Annotated in this window: 17 protein-coding genes and 1 riboswitch; of the genes, 8 read left to right on the top strand and 9 right to left on the bottom strand. The window is 41.4% G+C overall.

Annotation, left to right across the window (positions count from 1 at the left end):
• Position 1 precedes the first annotated feature (1 nt).
• A complete protein-coding gene (gene porW, locus SKC38_RS09000) occupies positions 2-2,089 on the bottom strand; it encodes a type IX secretion system periplasmic lipoprotein PorW/SprE (protein ID WP_377976808.1) in 2,088 nt (695 codons plus the stop codon).
• A 92-nt stretch (positions 2,090-2,181) separates the two neighbouring features.
• On the opposite strand from porW, the gene SKC38_RS09005 reads away from it, so the two are divergent.
• From SKC38_RS09005 to SKC38_RS09025, 5 genes are read left to right on the top strand one after another with little or no spacing between them, the layout of a single operon-like run.
• Positions 2,182-2,367: an AtpZ/AtpI family protein gene (locus SKC38_RS09005; RefSeq protein WP_377976809.1), complete on the top strand. Its 186-nt coding sequence runs from the start codon at positions 2,182-2,184 to the stop codon at positions 2,365-2,367.
• Between the two features lie 54 nt (positions 2,368-2,421).
• The gene (locus tag SKC38_RS09010; protein ID WP_377976810.1) at positions 2,422-4,287 is read left to right on the top strand and encodes a penicillin-binding transpeptidase domain-containing protein; all 1,866 of its coding nucleotides are present in this window, start codon (positions 2,422-2,424) and stop codon (positions 4,285-4,287) included.
• Complete coding sequence (rodA, locus tag SKC38_RS09015; protein ID WP_377976811.1) at positions 4,284-5,576, top strand: rod shape-determining protein RodA; 1,293 nt, start codon at positions 4,284-4,286, stop codon at positions 5,574-5,576. The genes SKC38_RS09010 and rodA overlap by 4 nt, the downstream gene beginning before the upstream one ends.
• Position 5,577: 1 nt before the next feature.
• Positions 5,578-6,795 carry an MFS transporter gene (locus SKC38_RS09020; RefSeq protein ID WP_377976812.1) on the top strand — a complete coding sequence of 406 codons (1,218 nt, stop codon included), beginning with the start codon at positions 5,578-5,580 and terminating at the stop codon, positions 6,793-6,795.
• Entirely contained in the window at positions 6,795-7,817 is a 1,023-nt protein-coding gene (locus SKC38_RS09025; RefSeq protein WP_377976813.1) for a hypothetical protein, read from the top strand. Before SKC38_RS09020 ends, SKC38_RS09025 begins: the two co-directional genes overlap by 1 nt.
• Here the strand turns inward: SKC38_RS09025 and SKC38_RS09030 are convergent, their stop codons facing one another.
• The 6 genes from SKC38_RS09030 to SKC38_RS09055 all read right to left on the bottom strand — a co-directional run bounded on the left by SKC38_RS09030 (position 7,818) and on the right by SKC38_RS09055 (position 11,253).
• Positions 7,818-8,189, bottom strand: a complete 372-nt coding sequence (locus SKC38_RS09030; protein WP_377976814.1) for a DUF423 domain-containing protein — start codon at positions 8,187-8,189, stop codon at positions 7,818-7,820.
• Between the two features lie 42 nt (positions 8,190-8,231).
• Positions 8,232-8,768, bottom strand: coding sequence for an ATP synthase F1 subunit delta (gene atpH / locus SKC38_RS09035; protein WP_377976815.1), 537 nt, complete (start codon positions 8,766-8,768; stop codon positions 8,232-8,234).
• 11 nt (positions 8,769-8,779) lie between these two features.
• Positions 8,780-9,274 (bottom strand): F0F1 ATP synthase subunit B, encoded by a 495-nt coding sequence (atpF, locus tag SKC38_RS09040; protein WP_377976816.1) that lies wholly within the window; start codon positions 9,272-9,274, stop codon positions 8,780-8,782.
• Between the two features lie 130 nt (positions 9,275-9,404).
• Entirely contained in the window at positions 9,405-9,650 is a 246-nt protein-coding gene (atpE, locus tag SKC38_RS09045) for an ATP synthase F0 subunit C (protein ID WP_130894949.1), read from the bottom strand.
• A gap of 39 nt (positions 9,651-9,689) precedes the next feature.
• Positions 9,690-10,793 carry a F0F1 ATP synthase subunit A gene (atpB, locus tag SKC38_RS09050; protein WP_377976817.1) on the bottom strand — a complete coding sequence of 368 codons (1,104 nt, stop codon included), beginning with the start codon at positions 10,791-10,793 and terminating at the stop codon, positions 9,690-9,692.
• A 100-nt stretch (positions 10,794-10,893) separates the two neighbouring features.
• Positions 10,894-11,253 carry a hypothetical protein gene (locus tag SKC38_RS09055; protein ID WP_377976818.1) on the bottom strand — a complete coding sequence of 120 codons (360 nt, stop codon included), beginning with the start codon at positions 11,251-11,253 and terminating at the stop codon, positions 10,894-10,896.
• 80 nt (positions 11,254-11,333) lie between these two features.
• Positions 11,334-11,449, top strand: a riboswitch (SAM riboswitch).
• Between the two features lie 7 nt (positions 11,450-11,456).
• Between SKC38_RS09055 and SKC38_RS09060 the strand changes: the two genes are divergently transcribed.
• Both SKC38_RS09060 and SKC38_RS09065 read left to right on the top strand, forming a co-directional pair.
• Positions 11,457-12,533, top strand: a complete 1,077-nt coding sequence (locus SKC38_RS09060) for a homoserine O-acetyltransferase family protein (RefSeq protein WP_377977025.1) — start codon at positions 11,457-11,459, stop codon at positions 12,531-12,533.
• Positions 12,534-12,959: 426 nt separating this feature from the next.
• Positions 12,960-13,757, top strand: coding sequence for an SDR family oxidoreductase (locus SKC38_RS09065; RefSeq protein WP_377976819.1), 798 nt, complete (start codon positions 12,960-12,962; stop codon positions 13,755-13,757).
• Here SKC38_RS09065 and SKC38_RS09070 read toward each other — a convergent pair.
• On the bottom strand, positions 13,754-14,941 hold the full coding sequence (locus SKC38_RS09070; RefSeq protein ID WP_377976820.1) for a nucleoside permease: 1,188 nt from the start codon (positions 14,939-14,941) through the stop codon (positions 13,754-13,756). The genes SKC38_RS09065 and SKC38_RS09070 overlap by 4 nt on opposite strands.
• Positions 14,942-15,247: 306 nt before the next feature.
• Between SKC38_RS09070 and SKC38_RS09075 the strand changes: the two genes are divergently transcribed.
• Positions 15,248-15,718 (top strand): DUF3592 domain-containing protein, encoded by a 471-nt coding sequence (locus SKC38_RS09075; protein ID WP_377976821.1) that lies wholly within the window; start codon positions 15,248-15,250, stop codon positions 15,716-15,718.
• 153 nt (positions 15,719-15,871) lie between these two features.
• On the opposite strand, the gene SKC38_RS09080 is transcribed toward SKC38_RS09075, so the two are convergent.
• Positions 15,872-16,390: a nuclear transport factor 2 family protein gene (locus tag SKC38_RS09080; protein WP_377976822.1), complete on the bottom strand. Its 519-nt coding sequence runs from the start codon at positions 16,388-16,390 to the stop codon at positions 15,872-15,874.
• Between the last annotated feature and the right edge of the window lie 6 nt (positions 16,391-16,396).

Genomic DNA, 16,396 nt, shown 5'->3' on the forward strand with positions numbered 1-16,396 from the left:
CTTAATTATTTTTAGGGATGGCATTAATTCGTGCTTCCGCTTCCGCTTTGAGTGGACTCAATGGGAAGAGTTGAACAAATTGTTTCAATATTTTCAAATACTCCGTTGGGTTTTTTAAGCCCGCCTGGCATAAGGCACTTAAAAATACGATTTTATCTTCCGATTTACTACCTGGAAAATTGACCCGCATTTGTTGGCACGCCTGTAATGCCTCAGAAAATGCATTAGACTTGAATAGGAGGTAGGCTGCTTCATAAGCCTTTTCCGCTTGTTGTTCTTTGCTGTCTGTCAGCGCTCCTGTCTCTAATTTGAGAATGGTTAATTTATAAATTGAATCAGGGAAGCGGTCAAATAGTTGTGTCCGAAAATAGGTTTTCGCTTGTTTGTTTTCGGCACTTAGGTAACTCAAATAAAGGGCTTCCGCCTCATAACTGGTATAGGGGAATTCCGTCAAAAGACGTTTCAATGGCACACGCGCAAGGGCATTATCTTCCATTTGGGTCTTGCAATATTTGCCTAAATCGAATAATGCTTGCTCCTTGATTTTATTGGATGCAAGTAATTTTACATCTGTCGTAGGAAGGCTCGCTAACCAGATCCCCAACGAGTCGGTACTCTTCTGCGCGTCTGGAATTTTAGTGGCATCGCTTAACTCAATCGCTTGATTTACGTTCGGCATCATGGATGCGCTTTGTTTATTTTTCCGATTCCAAAAGTCTTCCAAATTACGAATCCCCCATTTCATGCTGAACTCTTGCTCGCCTTTGATTCGTGCTTGTTCATTGTAGAAATAAAAGCTTTGTTGCTCCGGGGTTGCGGGCCTCCGTGTGAAGGTTGCCAGCATTTTCTGCGGTTGAGATTGACTTTTTTGGATCGAATCGCTTCGCTGATTCTTCTTTAATTGAGCCTGCTTGTAAAGATTTTCGAGTTGGCTTAAGGGCAATTTGGCTAGTTTTTGCAATGAATCTTCCTGCACGATTTTGCTGTCCAATAAGATATATTGATTCCAATCTTTTTTTAATTTCTGCGCCTTGGTGAAGGAAGGATGGGTGCTCGCTAAACTGATCGTCGCGGAGTCGAAATAGGCAGATGCTCTTGGATAATCTTGGATTTGATAAGCGAAAAGATTCGCTAATTGGAAATACAATTCGCCTTTGTTTGGATTGTTTTGCGTCGCTTTTTCCCAGGCGTTTTTAGCCTGATTTAAATCCTTTTGTTCCATGTAAATTCGACCCATGGCAACATAAATTTCCGATTTCTGATCTTCGTTTTTGGGGTCTGCCAACAGTTTTTCGAGCGCAGGGATAGACTGATCTAAGGATTTGTAAGCGATGTTAGCACGCAATGTCAAAGCATAATTTGACTTTTGGCGCATACTGTTTTGGTAGGCTTGCTTGGCTAGGCCCCCTTGGTTAATTCGCTCATTGAGTTGGCCTAAAATGAAATATAGTCGACTTTTATCACTTCGGTTTTTTGTCTTATCAGCGACTTGGTTTAAGAGCGAAATGCAGGCGTTGATTTCACTTTTTTGTTGGTGTTCATAGGCCTTCATCAATTGGAATTCTCCACCAATCAATTCGTTTTCGAGCAAAAAGCTTTCTGTTTTCTCGGCAGATTCAAAGTCGTTTTGCATCAGGTATATCTGAAACAAAAGCGTCAAGGCTTTGCTTTGTGTTTTTTTATCGGGCTCTAGTGTATTGATGTATTTTAGTGTCTCGATAGCATTTTTATAATCCCGCTGCAACATTCGACCTTCCGCGATGAGTAAATAAGCGTCGTCTACATAGGCCGAGTTTTGGTGTCGGTCGATGACCAAAGAGGCCTTTCGGATTAAATTGCCAATTTCCAATTTGTGCGTGATGCCAAAGGTGGAATCAACCGGAGCAATGATGGGTAATTCAGACGCGTAGTTTTCCGTGCGTTCTTCAGCAAGCTGTTTGTGTAAGGTGATTAGAAGTCGGTCGGCCTGCCAAATAGCATTGTATTTGGCATTGATATTATGGAAAGTTACGGCAGCAGGTTTGCTACTGTGCTGGGAACAGCTCCAGGTAACCAATAACACCAAAACAAAGGCAAGAATCCGAATCATGAAATGTGACGCATACAATTTTCAAATTTACAATATATATAAATGAAAAAGCCATAAATTTAGTGTGTGGTCGAAGGATTATTTTTAAAAATATGCAATCATATCAGCGATTTATTGGAGCCGCATTTCAAATGTTGGTGACAATTTTGGGAGGGGTCTATCTAGGTCGCTATTTAGATGCCTATTTCCACACACTTACACCTTGGTTTACGCTGGGATTTTCTTTGGGATCCATTGCATTTGCGATGCTTGCATTGATCAAAAGTCTCCCCAAATAATTCGCAAAATATTCCGTAAATTGCTGTTATTTTTTACGTTAAACTCGCATTAGCGTGTTCGAAGGTCGCCGATTAATTCTATTTCTTGTTTTTCTGAGCATCGGGCTGGTGTTCATCGGGAAGCTGTTTTATCTGCAGTTGCTCGATGATACCTATGAAAAGGCGGCGGATAATAATGCGATTCGGAAAATCATTCAAGTTCCTTTTCGGGGAGAAGTATATGACCGTCATGGAAAACTGATTGTTTACAATACCCCTGTGTATGATGTGTATATTACGCCTAGAAAAGCTGTGGTGCAGGATACGAACCGATTTTGCAAGCTGTTTGGCGTAACAAGAGGTTATTTTGATACGGTGACGAAACAAGCTCGTGCTTATTCTCGTGTGAAGCCTTCTCTGTTTTTAAAACATCTGACCAAAGAAGACTTTGCTCGAATTCAAGATGCCATGGTGGATTATCCGGGCTTTTCCATCACGACAACTGCATTTAGAACCTATCAGTCCATCGCGTTTTCGAATGCGCTAGGCTACGTTGCCGAGATCAATCCAAATTCCCTGAAAGATCAGCGAGATGATTATTACCGACAAGGCGATTATGTAGGGATTTCGGGTATTGAGTCCTATTATGAAGATGTTTTACGTGGCCAAAGGGGGGTAAAATACCGCATGGTGAATAGCAATGGGGTTGAAAAAGGAGATTACAAAAAAGGAAAACTAGATGTTAATCCGGTTGCCGGGAAAAACCTCTACACGAGTATCGACATACGATTGCAAGAATATGCGGATAGTCTGATGATGCACAAGGTGGGAAGTGTGGTTGCAATTGAACCTTCTACAGGTGAGATTTTGACGATGGTTTCTGCACCATCTTATGACCCTAGTTTATTAGCTGGACGGAATTTTTCTAAGTATTATCAGAAATTAGCGTTGGATCCTTTGAAGCCTTTGATCAATCGGCCGCCTTCTGCTTATTACCGCCCTGGTTCTACGTTTAAGTTGGTGCAGGCGCTTGTAGGCCAACAATTAGGAATTCTTTCAGCGGGTTCTGTTTTTGGTCATGCGGGAGCTCCTGTTAAATGTCACTCACACAACACGTCACACAACGATTTACACAATGCGATTCAGTGGTCCTGCAACCCCTATTTTTACCATGCATTTCGGAAGATTTTGTATGATGGCACAACCGGAAATACCTTTGAGCGATCAGCTCAAGGCTTACAACGTTGGTCGGAATTAGTGGCAAATTTCGGTTTTGGTCGGAAATTAGGCGTTGATGTTAGCAATGAGAAAAAGGGTAATTTACCTTCGGTGGATTATTACAATAAGGTTTATAAGGGTGAGAATACCTGGAAGTTTTCGAATATTTATTCCTTGAGTATTGGGGAAGGGGAGTTAGTGGTAAGTCCCTTGAAGATGGCGAATTTTGCGGCCATCATTGCGAATCGGGGTTGGTACATTCCACCGCATTTAGTCAAAGGGATAGGGGAGAAGCGGACGATAGATCCTTTTTATAAGAATCCGGTTTCTGTTGGAGTAGATGCCAAATATTTCCCAGTGGTTATTCAAGGGATGCAGGATGCCGTTTTGCATGGAACGGTTGGAGCGGACGGCCGTATTCCGGATATTACGATGTGCGGAAAGACGGGTACATCGCAGAATAAAAAAGGGAAAGATCATTCAATTTTTATTGCTTTTGCCCCGAAAGATAATCCCAAAATCGCCATTGCGGTGTTTGTAGAAAATGCGGGTTTTGGTGGTTTTGCAGCTGCTCCGATTGCTTCTTTGATCATTGAAAAATATTTAAAAGGGCGGGTAGATCGCAAGTCGGTTGAGACAAAGTTTATGAACATGAGTTATTTGGCAAATGTGACGTATAATCGTCCTGTCAAAAAAGTCACAAGCGATAGTTTACGAAAATGAGTCAATCATCCGGATATATGGCAAGTCGCTTAGACTGGTGGAGCGTAGGATTGTATGCGCTTTTTGTCCTGATGGGATGGATGAGTATCTATTCTGCGGTATATAATCCGGAGGCTCCCTTAGGGATATTTGATGCGGCTTTTTATACCTCAAATGCCGGGAAACAGCTTATTTGGATTGGGGCGAGTATGGTCTTGATCATGTTTATTTTTGCGCTTGATTTCCGTTTTTTCGAATCATTCGCTCCTGTCATTTATGGTTTTTTCTTGCTGTTGCTGATTCTTGTGCCCTTTCTAGGGGTGACAATTAATGGTTCACATTCGTGGTTTAAAATAGGGACCGCAACTATTCAGCCGGCTGAATTCGCGAAAACGGCGACTGCCTTATTGCTAGCCAAATACTTAAATGACCCCCAAGTGAGTTTGGCGCGTTTTCGCGATCAATGGAAAGCTGCCTTGATTATCGGGGTTCCTATTTTGTTAATCATTGGTTCCAATGAAACAGGGTCAGCACTAGTTTATGTTTCATTTATTATTTTACTCTATCGCGAAGGTTTGCCTGGTGAATATCCGGGTTTATTGCTTGGAGGAATCTTCTTATTTGTCAGTGCACTCATCTTAAAACCTCTAACCATTTTTATTTTGTTGGTCGTGATGGCCGGGATTTTGGTCTTGCTAATGCCTATTTATTTGCAACGCATGTACCAAACTTATGTAAAAATGGCCTTGGGTATTTCTGTGATTATGTCGCTAGCGATTTTGGTGGAATGGGTCGTGAATAATGTGTTGAAGGAACACCAACGGAACCGAATTAAGGTTTTGTTAGATCCTGACTTTGATCCGCGGGGCTTAGGATATCAGGTGACGCAGTCGAAAATTGCGATTGGATCTGGTGGATTCTGGGGGAAAGGTTATTTAGGAGGTACGCAGACCAAATTTGATTTTGTGCCTGAGCAGAGTACGGATTTTATCTTTTGCACGATTGGAGAGGAGTTTGGATTTATCGGGGTTGCTGGTATTATCATTTTGTTTATGATCTTCCTGTGGAGACTAATGTATTTGGCCGATTTGCAGCGTTCCCGCTTTGCAAGAGCCTATGGATTTGGCGTCGTGGGAATTTTATTCTTTCACTTTTTGGTGAATATTGGAATGACGATCGGTTTGATGCCTATCATGGGAATTCCCTTGCCCTTTTTTAGTTATGGAGGTTCATCTTTATGGTCCTTTACGATATTACTGTTTATCTTTTTAAAACTAGACTCTCACCGGTCGGATATGCTTTCTCGCTAGTATGGAAAACGAAAAAATTTCTTCCAAAGCCAAAATGTTAATTGCCGTGGCGGCACTCGGTTATTTTGTGGACGTGTATGACTTAATCTTATTTTCTGTTGTGCGCAACCCGAGTTTAAAGAGTTTGGGTTTACAAGGTCCAGAGCTGCTGAATCAAGGTTTAAACTTGATGAATGTCCAAATGGGTGGTATGCTTTTAGGGGGTATTTTATGGGGAATTTATGGTGACAAAAAAGGCCGTAAATCCGTGTTGTTTGGATCGATTTTGTTGTATTCTTTGGCAAATGCCTTAAATGGTTGGGTTACGGATTTGAATACCTATGCCATATTACGTTTCATTGCGGGCATTGGTTTAGCGGGTGAATTAGGTGCAGGAATTACGTTGGTAAACGAAACCTTGCCTCCGTCCAAGCGTGGTATTGGGACCTTGATTATTGCGGGGGTAGGTGCCGCGGGTGCTGTTTTTGCGCCCATTATTGCGAGTTTAAGTTCGGATCCGGAATGGTGGAGAACTTGTTATTTTATTGGAGGAGGAATGGGCTTAGCTTTGTTACTGCTTCGTTTAGGAACCTTCGAATCTTCCATGTATTCGCACATGGATGCCGGAGTTCAAAAAGGGAATTTCTTCCAATTATTTTCATCGGGCCCTACATTTAAAAAGTATTTGTACTGCATTCTTATGGGTTTGCCTATTTGGTATATCATTGGGATATTAGTCTTCTCGGCGCCAGAAATTTTCAAAGGAAAAATAACGGCGGGTGACGCGATTATGTACTGTTACCTCGGATTAGCCATTGGAGACTTTGCATCCGGGGCTTTGAGCCAATGGCTGAAGAGTCGGGGAAAAGCGGTTCTCACCTATTTGTTCATCGCTGTATTACTTTGTGCCTATTATTTATTTGGGATGGCTGAAATTTCTAAGCTTCAAGCGAATAGCATGATCACTTTATTGGGATTCTTTGGAGGCTATTGGGCGGTATTTTTAACCTATTCTTCGGAGCAATTTGGAACGAATGTGCGCATGACGGTGACGACGACGGTGCCCAACTTTGTGCGGGGAGCATTGATTCCCATCTCCTTGCTCTTTAAATTCCTAATTCCTTCGGTAGGTTTGATTCAATCGGCGGCCTATGTGGGAATTTTGTGTTTTGCTTTGGCCATTTTTGCGGTTTCCCAATTGAAAGAAACCTTTGGTAAATCCTTAGACTATACCGAATAATGGCGCTCATCTCAAAGAAAAAAGCCCCTTTCCGGATTAATAATCAGCTGCGTCGATATTTGCATAAATACAATCGGGAGCATGCGATGAATATTTCCTACCAGGATTTATTGCGCTATGAGAATGCGATCGTCTTGTATGACAAGAATGGTCTAGATACGCTTTGGGAGACGGTATTTTATTCACCTTCGGATCAGGAGGAGGTTTATGAGTCGCTGAAACAGATATATGCCGATTTAAAAACGGATGGAAATGAAGAGGTAATCAAGCACTTGGTGATTGATCGGGTGGATTATTGCACCTATGGAAATACACATCCATTCCGTATTCGAATTGTGAATCGGGTGAATGATAATTTTGATTATTTCTACATCAAAATTGCGGATGCCTCCCGGGTGTATGGGCTGGAATTGGAGCATATTTTATCCCCTAATCGGATCAATTATGTCACTTACGACAATACACTGGTCGAGGAACATATTGCTGGAATTCCAGGCGATGCGTTCTTGAAGCAGGATTTAGAGAAAGATTTGGAGTCGCCTATTCGTTTGGCCAAAGAGTTCGTGAAATTCAATGAACGTTGCTTAGTTCAATTATTAGGCGATATGCACAGTGCCAATTTTGTGATTATAACCAATCCGGATTTTGAGGAAATCTATTATCGGATTCGCCCGATAGACTTTGACCAACAATGTTACGAAGGAAAGAAGTCGGTTTACATGCCCCAATATTTCAAGCAAAACAATTCCCTGATTGAGTTGGGGATGAAATACATGACGCCGGAATCGGTTTGGCAATATCAAATCGAGGAGCGCTCGATGATAGCGAGCCGATTGAAGAGTGAGAGCCAGCGAGTTTCTGATTTGATGACGGTTATGTCCAAAGATGACATTGCACCGGAAGAAAACATCGTGCAGCTCAAAACGGAGTTAGCGAAGCATTATAACGACGATCGTTTTTTGGCTTGCAAAACCATGGGCGAAATCGTTTGGAACAGCTTAGAGCTCGTGATGCGACACTAATTATTGTTTCAGGGTGGCGTATGCCATCAAACCAAGGCCAGTCATATAGGCCAAACCGCCGATAGGTGCAACGGCTCCCCAAAGTACATTTTGTGTGATGCAAATCAGGTATAATGATCCTGGAAAAATGATGGCGCCAGCGAAAATGATATAACCTGCTGCCTTTAGGTATTTATTGGAAATTTGCATTTGCCAAACCCCAAGAATCAATAAGATAATCCCTCCATACATTTGGTAGCGCGCTGCCGTTTCAAATGTCTCCAAACGGTTAATATCGCGCAAATAATCTTTCCATGCATGTGCGCCAAATGCGCCTAAGGCAACAGAAATTCCTGCAATAAGTGAACCTGTAAATAAGGAGAATTTTTTCATGGAGGGGAGATAAAAAAAGGCCTTGTTTCCAAGGCCTTTTGATTAAGATGCTAAAGAAACTTTCAGATCGTTCAGCTTCCGCTTAATCGAGTCATCGATTTGTTGGTCGCCTACTTTCAAGATGAATCCGCCAATTAGGCTTTCATCAATCTTTTCGATCAATTCTACTTCTTTACCTGTGTAATCTTTCACGATTTTGGACACCGTTGCTTTTTGATCTGCTGTTAAGCTAGAAGCCGTTGTCACAGTCGCTTTTTGGATTCCTTTGTAATCTGTGTACATCGAGATGAATTCTTTTGCCACAGCAGGAAGAATTTTCTCGCGGTTCTTGTTCGTGATAATCACGAAGATGCCGTAAGTAACGGGATTGAATTTATCCTTAAATAGCTTCGCAAGGATAGCTAATTTCGTATAATGCTTGATGATTGGGCTCTTAAGCGCTAATACAAGGTCATGACTTCCTTCGCAAGTCTCTGCGAAATCGATCATGTCTTTCGCTACTGCCTCTACTGCATTTTTTTCAATGGCAAAGTCAAGTAAGGATTTAGCGTAACGGTGAGCTACAATTAATTCTGACATGGTCTATTCGATTAAGATAATTTAACGTCAGCCATCCACTCAGTTACTAATTTTTCCTGAGCTGCTTTGTCTTTTAATTGGCTTTTTAGCACTTTCTCTGCTAAGTCTAACGAAAGAGTTGCTGCTTCCTTACGGATAGCTGCTACAGCACTCGCTTTTTCTTGTTCGAAAGCTACGCGTGCTTTTTCGATTTCTTGATTAGAAGCCGTTTGTGCATCTAATTTCGCTTGAGCGATCATCGCATCCGATGCTTCTTTCGCTTGTTTGATCAATGCATCACGTTCTGCACGAGCAGATGCTATTAATTGCTCATTACCAGCTTTCAATTCGGCCATTTCAGCACGCGTTGTTTCTGATAATTTGATCGCTTCGTCGATGGATTGCTCACGCTCAGCTAACGATTGAATGATGGGTTTCCAAGCAAATTTGGCTAAAAGGAAAAATAAGATTCCAAAGACAAGTAATTGCCAGAAGATAAGTCCAAAGTCTGGGGTAATTAACTCCATAATATATAAATATTTACAGTATTTCGTTTTTTAGAAAACGCAATTTGGCGCCTAATGCATTCCAAATTGCGTTTCAAATGTTTTGAATAAGGATTCCAAGGCTAACCCTTGGGCTTATTCGATTGGTATCTTATTTCAAAGTTACCAATAGACAAATTACAGCAGCGAATAACGCAACCGCCTCAACGAAGGCAGCAACGATCAACATCGCACCCTGAATTTTTCCAGAAGCTTCTGGTTGACGAGCGATAGCTTCCATTGCAGAGCCACCGATACGACCGATACCCATTCCAGCTCCTAAAGCAGCTAAACCAGCACCAATACCTGCAAGACCAAGACCTACAGAAACTTCTAATAAAATCGATAAAATAGACATACGATTTGGGTTTATATAAATTAAAAAAAATACAAATTATTAATGATGATGCTCTTCAACCGCCGCTCCGATGTACGTAGAAACTAACATCGTAAAGATAAACGCTTGAATAAACGCAACAATCAGCTCAATTACGTTCATGAAAAGCGAGAATGGAACTACTGCTAGACCCAATGCCGCGTTTTCAAAAATGAAAATCAAGGAAACTAAACTCAATAAAATAATGTGACCCGCTGTGATGTTTGCGAACAAACGAACCATTAACGAGAAAGGCTTCATGAAAATACCTACAATCTCTACCGGAGTTAAAATAACTAACATCCATTTTGGTACACCTGGCATCGCGAAGATGTGTGTCCAATACGTCGAACGACCATTGAAATTCGTCACGAAGAATGCAATAATCGCTAATACTAAAGTTACAGCGATGTTACCAGTTAAGTTGGCACCTCCTGGAACTAAGCCCAACATGTTGTTGAACCAGATAAAGAAGAAAACAGTCAACAAATACGGCATAAAACGGCGGTAGTGTTTTTCGCCAATGTTGTTTTTTGCAATCTCATCGCGTACGAAAATGATAATCGGCTCGAACATCGATTGGATGCCTTTCGGTGCACGGTGTGGGTTTTCTTTGTAACGCTTCCCGATTCCGATGAAGATCGTCAACAATAAAACCGCAGATAACATTAAGGAAGCAACGTTCTTCGTGATAGAGAAATCATATACTTTTTCGCCGTTCTCTGCATGGATTTTGCCGTGCTCTAAAACGAATCCATTGTAAGGGATTTCCTCGTGGTGTTCGTTTTTGAAGTTGGAAGATGAAAATACTTGTACCCCTTGAGACGCTGTATAAACGATGCAAGGCAATGGTAATGTTGCGTGAAAGTGGCCAATCGTGAAGAAATGCCAATCATGCTCATCCGCGATATGGTGCAAGATTAATTTACCTGGATCAAATTTGGTTGATTCTGCTTCGTGTGCTGCAGGAGCTCCCGCGTGTGCAGCTGTATCAGCATGTGCTTGCGTTGAATCGTGAGCAACAGCCTCTTCATTAGCCAGCAGCGAAAAGCTTGAAAAACTGAACAATAATCCGAGGATTATATTTGAAAAATACATTTTCTTGAAAAAAGTCTTAATCGGCATCGTAATTCTTGCTTTTACTATTTTGTTTTCAAATGATTTGCTAATTCGTTGATTAGCGGTGTTTTGGGCAGAAAAAAAAGAAAAAATTCTTCAGGCTTTTCTAAAAACGTCGCAAGTTACGAAGCAAGCCAATTATTTCAAAATTTGCGCTACATAAATAGAGTACAAAAAAGTTGATTACGAATAAGAATATTTCCGGGGTACCTGAATAGGCGAAGAAACCGATGAATGAAAGGCTTAAAATGAAGCGTATGGTTAGATTAATCATCTGAAATTGGATGAATTTTTCTTTTCCATCTTTCAAGCCGATTTGTGCAATGCTAAAAGTCAAATAGGACTGAAATGCTAAAAATACAAAAATGAAAGACACATTCGGGTGTAGGAGCTGTGACCAGGGACTCAAGTGAATGGCATATAGTATTGCCGCGAAGCCTGCATAAAATAGAATGAGCTGTTTCATGTGGCAAATATCAAGAGAATTTTGGAAAATCCTGATTTCCTGATTTACTTTGTGCCCTCATTCAGTCGCTGTGAAGCATTGAATTATAAAGAAGAAGGGAGAGACTAGGCTCATTGATCTTCTGGCAACCCGTCAAAATTTGACCCCGGTGCTAATTCCTACCCCAGGCGATTGCCTGTTTAGGGAAATATAAAGCTTTGATGATGCAAGCAGAATTTAGACAATATCACTATCCCCATACTTTTGTATTAGAAAGCGGCGTGTCGCTTCCTGAAATTGATTTGGCTTACCAAACTTGGGGCCAAATGAATGCGGCAGGCGATAATGTGATTTGGATTTGCCATGCGTTTACGGGGAGTCAGGATGTCGCCGACTGGTGGCAAGGGCTTGTAGGGCCTGGTAAATTGTTTAATCCAGAGAATAATTTTATTATTTGTGCCAATATTTTGGGTTCGCATTATGGTTCTACGGGGCCTTTGTCTACGAATCCCCAAACTGGAGAACCTTATTTTCATACGTTTCCTGATGTAACAATCCGTGATGTAGTCAATGCTTTTGAATTGCTTCGTCAAGAGTTAGGAATTCATCGCATTAAGACCTGCATTGGGGGATCGATGGGGGGCCAACAAGCCGTTGAATGGGGGATTGTCAATCCAGAATTAATTCAGAATTTGATCTTGGTGGCAACCAATGCTGTGCATTCGCCGTGGGGAGTGGCTTTTAATGAGTCCCAACGAATGGCGATTGAACTCGATAAAACCTGGGGTGAGTCACATCCGAAAGCGGGAATCGATGGAATGAAAGCAGCCCGTGCCACGGCCTTAATTTCTTATCGGAATTACGAAACATACCAAATTACCCAGGCTCGCCAAGATCATTCCTTGGAAAAAACCTTGCGCGCTGTTTCTTACCAGCGCTATCAAGGCGAAAAATTAGCTCAGCGCTTCAATGCCTATTCTTATTATATCCTTTCCAAAATGATGGATTCCCAGGATGTAGGTCGGAATCGAGGTGGAATTATTCCTGCCTTAAAGCAAATTAAGTCCAATACGTTAGTGATTGGAATTAAATCGGATGCCTTATTTCCGATTGTTGAACAAGAATTTTTAGCCAAACATATTCCGGGTGCATCCTTTCAAGTAATTGATTCCTTATATGGACACGATGGATTCTTAATCGAAAGTGGTTTGATGACGAAGGCGATTCGCCTATGGCAGAAATTGCAATTGCTTGAAGTTAATCCGATGGCGGAGTTCTTTCGTGAGTTGGAGCTTTTATAGCCCTAGGCTTCAGCCTAGGGGTCCTCAGGTTAAAACCTGGGGTTATTATATGTTATTTTCTATGTTTGTTTTGGAGTTATTTTATCCCTGGGCTTCAGCCTAGGGGTCTCCAGGTTAAAACCTGGGGTTATTATATGTTATTTTCCAAGTTTGTTTTGGAGTTATTTTATCCCTGGGCTTCAGCCTAGGGGTCCCCAGGTTAAAACCTGGGGTTATTATATGTTATTTTCTATGTTTGTTTTGGAGTTATTTTATCCCTGGGCTTCAGCCTAGGGGTCTCCAGGTTAAAACCTGGGGTTATTATATGTTATTTTCTATGTTTGTTTTGGAGTTATTTTATCCCTAGGCTTCAGCCTAGGGGTTCTCAGGTTAAAACCTGGGGTTAGAATTTTGATTGTTCGAAAGTATTTTTCTTACCTTTAACCCATGGATTTCAAAAACAAAATTGTCTGGATCACTGGAGCGTCATCTGGAATCGGGGAGGCTTTAGCCAATGAATTTGCATCTAAAGGTTCGAATTTAGTCTTATCAGCACGTAGGGAAGCGGAATTGCAGCGGGTGGCACGCTCTTGTGAAGTGCACGGCGTAAGCGTATTGGTTTTGCCATTTGATATGGTTGAGACTGCGGTGCATGCTCAACAAGTGGAAGCGGTATTGAAAACTTATGGTCGCATCGATGTTCTAGTGTTGAATGCAGGTGTAAGCCAAAGGTCTTTTGTGCTGGATACGCAGTTTGATGTGTATCGCCGACTGTTTGAAATCAATTTCTTTTCGATTGTGCATTTGGTCCAACAAGTTATCCCTGTTTTTCAAAAGCAACATGCCGGTGTATTTGTGCCCATTGCTTCCGTTGCGGGGCGAATCTCGACACCTCGTCGGGCAGCTTATGGTGCCTCCAAGCATGCGCTAATTGGCTTTTTTGATTCCGTTCGTGCGGAATTACATGAATATGGGATTCAAGTTAGTACGATTTTGCCTGGCTACATACGTACCGAAATTTCGTTACATGCGATGAATGAGCATGGCGAAAAATATGGTAAAATGGATCCTAATCAAGCCAAAGGACTTGATCCCGCAGTGGCAGCTTCTAAAATTGTCGCTGCTGTTGCCGTTGGCAAAAATGAATTTTTTGTTGGCGGTGCCTTGGAACGCTTTGGCCTAATCGTAAAGCAAATTGCTCCACAAATCATGCCTTGGATGCTTCGTAAAATTAGAAATACCTAGGCTGCCTGTTTTTTGTCCTGAAAGAATAAGATAAATAAGGCTAAAACTAATAATGCAATCCCTGCTGGAACCATCCAAACGGATTTCCAATCGTGGATTCCATTGGTGGTGTACATGTCCAAGACGATTCCTGAAAGTTTCGACCCGATTCCCATTCCAATTCCATAGGTTGCTAAGGTAATTAACCCTTGGGCAGAATTTTTGATATGAGGTCCTGCTTTTTGGTCTGTATAAATTTGACCCGTCACGAAGAAGAAATCGTAGCAAACGCCGTGTAAAATTATCCCAATAAATAGGATCCATTCGCTCGAAATACCATCTCCATAGCCGAAGCAAAGGAAACGGATAATCCAGGCAATTAGGCCCATAATCAACATTTTTTTCACTCCTAGGCGTACGAAGGCGATAGGGATCAGTAACATGAAAATCACTTCCGATACTTGACCCAAGGACATTTTGTTCTCCACATTGCTCATGTGAGCATCTGTGAGCGATGGATTTGCCATCGCATAATAGAATGAAAGTGGGATGCAGATAAGAATTGAAGAGATAAAGAAGATGAGAAAAGATCGATCTTTGAATAGTTGGAGCGCGTCCAAACCTACAATCTGTGCGACGGAAGCATTTTTGTCGGCTTTAGGTGGCGTATCGGGTAAAAAGAATGCATAAATTCCTAATACAAATGAGTTGTACATGGCGATGTGAAAGATTGCCACATTGTCTCCTAAGGCATAAAATCCAATAATATTCGTTACTACAATCCATGCGATGGTTCCGGTAACTCGGATGTTGGCAAATTCCTTTTCGGGATTTTGCATTTGCTTCATGGCAATGGAATTGGATAAGGCTAGGTTGGGCGCAAAGCAAAGTGTATATGCTAAGATATACCAAAAGAAAACTTCGGGGTCAGTCGTTTGGCTTAACAGATACAAGATTCCTCCCCCAATGATATTTAAAACCCCCATCACTTTTTGTGCGGCAAAAAAGCGGTCGGCAATTAATCCTACGAAAAAAGGAGCGACTAAAGAAGCGAGGGCAAAGGTTAAGTAAGCATTTCCAACTTGATCTCCTGTGGCATGTAGCGTACTTAATAAATATTTACTCATTTGGCCGTACCAGGCTCCCCATCCGAAGAACATGAGGAACATCATTGTCATGAGTTGAATTTTAGTCGAATTTTTCATTTTATAGGTTTCTTGCGGGTCAAAAATACAAATTTGAAAGAAATATCAAATTTTAAGAAAATATATTTTTGAGCATATGGTCTTGATTTTAAAAAGCTGTTTTCCGAAAAATCTCCTATTTTTTCGAAGAATGGGTCAAAATGATGTCAGGTTTTTCGGGATTTTACAAAATTGTTATTTCTAGGCTTATAAATGCAACTTGATTGACTTTTTAGGGCTAAGTCTAAGTATTTGATTTTCAGTATTATTTGTGCGTTTTTTGATGAAAATTTGAAGGATAGGTAGCCTTCCGCATTTATATTTCGTATGAATTTAGTTGGAGTTTTGTTGATTTCGGGAAGACCTACGGGTACATTTCAAGGTTCGATGACCTTGTTCTTGGTGTTATTTTCATTTATCGCTTTGGCATTAATTGGGGTTGGTGTTATTCTTTACCAAAAGCGTAAGGAGTGGATTGCTCACTCGAAAATGACCTATGGCAAGATTGTCGAAATTTCGAAGCGTTATGCAAGAGATGATCATTCGGGTCGCTTTCCTATCTATTTCCCCATTGTATCTTATTATGTGAACGGCAGTGAGTTTCGTCGGGAAGCTGACAAAGGTTTAGCGAAAAATTGTGAGGTTGGGCAGGAGATACCTGTACGTTATTTGACGGAAAATCCTTATGAGGCTTCGTTGAATGAATCCTCGATTCCGGTATTGAATCCAACGGTGTTTTTTGTATTGGGGATATTGATGTTACTTAGTTCGATTGTGTTATCGGTGTTGCACAGATAGTCGTTGGACGTTAGACTTTAGAGACGCTTTTGCGTCTTTTTCCCCAGGTTAAAACCTGGGGTTATAAATTATTAACCCCAGACTTCAGTCTGGGGATTTAGTCGCCATCCCCACTCTATATTCTTCCGACGTCAAACGTCCAAAGTCCAATGTCTACCAACCATCATCCTTTTTAGGCTTGATATTTGCTGGACTTTTTTTCGCTGCGGCTGGGGTTGCCACCTTTGGACTTGCAGTTCCGCTTGCTTTGAGGTTTACGTCTAATTCGACCCGACTGAAAACGCGGGTTACGATTTTCCACTCTCCATTGACTTGTAATAAGCTTAATAAGTCGATGTATTTGAAGTCGGCGAATTGCAATTCTGCGGCAGCCAAACCTGAAATGCCTGCGTACGAATAGTTGATCAGTTTTGTCGTAGCTTTTACGCCACCTGCTGGAGTTTTGGAAATAAAGGTTTTGATCGGAAAATCTTGAATCTTACCTGTGCTCGCGTTAACGGTACGTAAAATTGCAGATGAATGAAAGGCCTTGCCTAGTTTGGCGGTGTCACCCGTCGTTAATCCTTCGAAATAATTATTGACCGTTGCTTTTATTGCCTCATCCGGACTTTGTCCAAATGCAAATAGGCTAATTAATACCAGGCAAAAGCTTAATGTGATTGATTTTTTCATGTGCTT

The sequence above is a fragment of the Aquirufa echingensis genome, assembly GCF_042714525.1.
Taxonomy (GTDB): domain Bacteria; phylum Bacteroidota; class Bacteroidia; order Cytophagales; family Spirosomataceae; genus Aquirufa; species Aquirufa echingensis.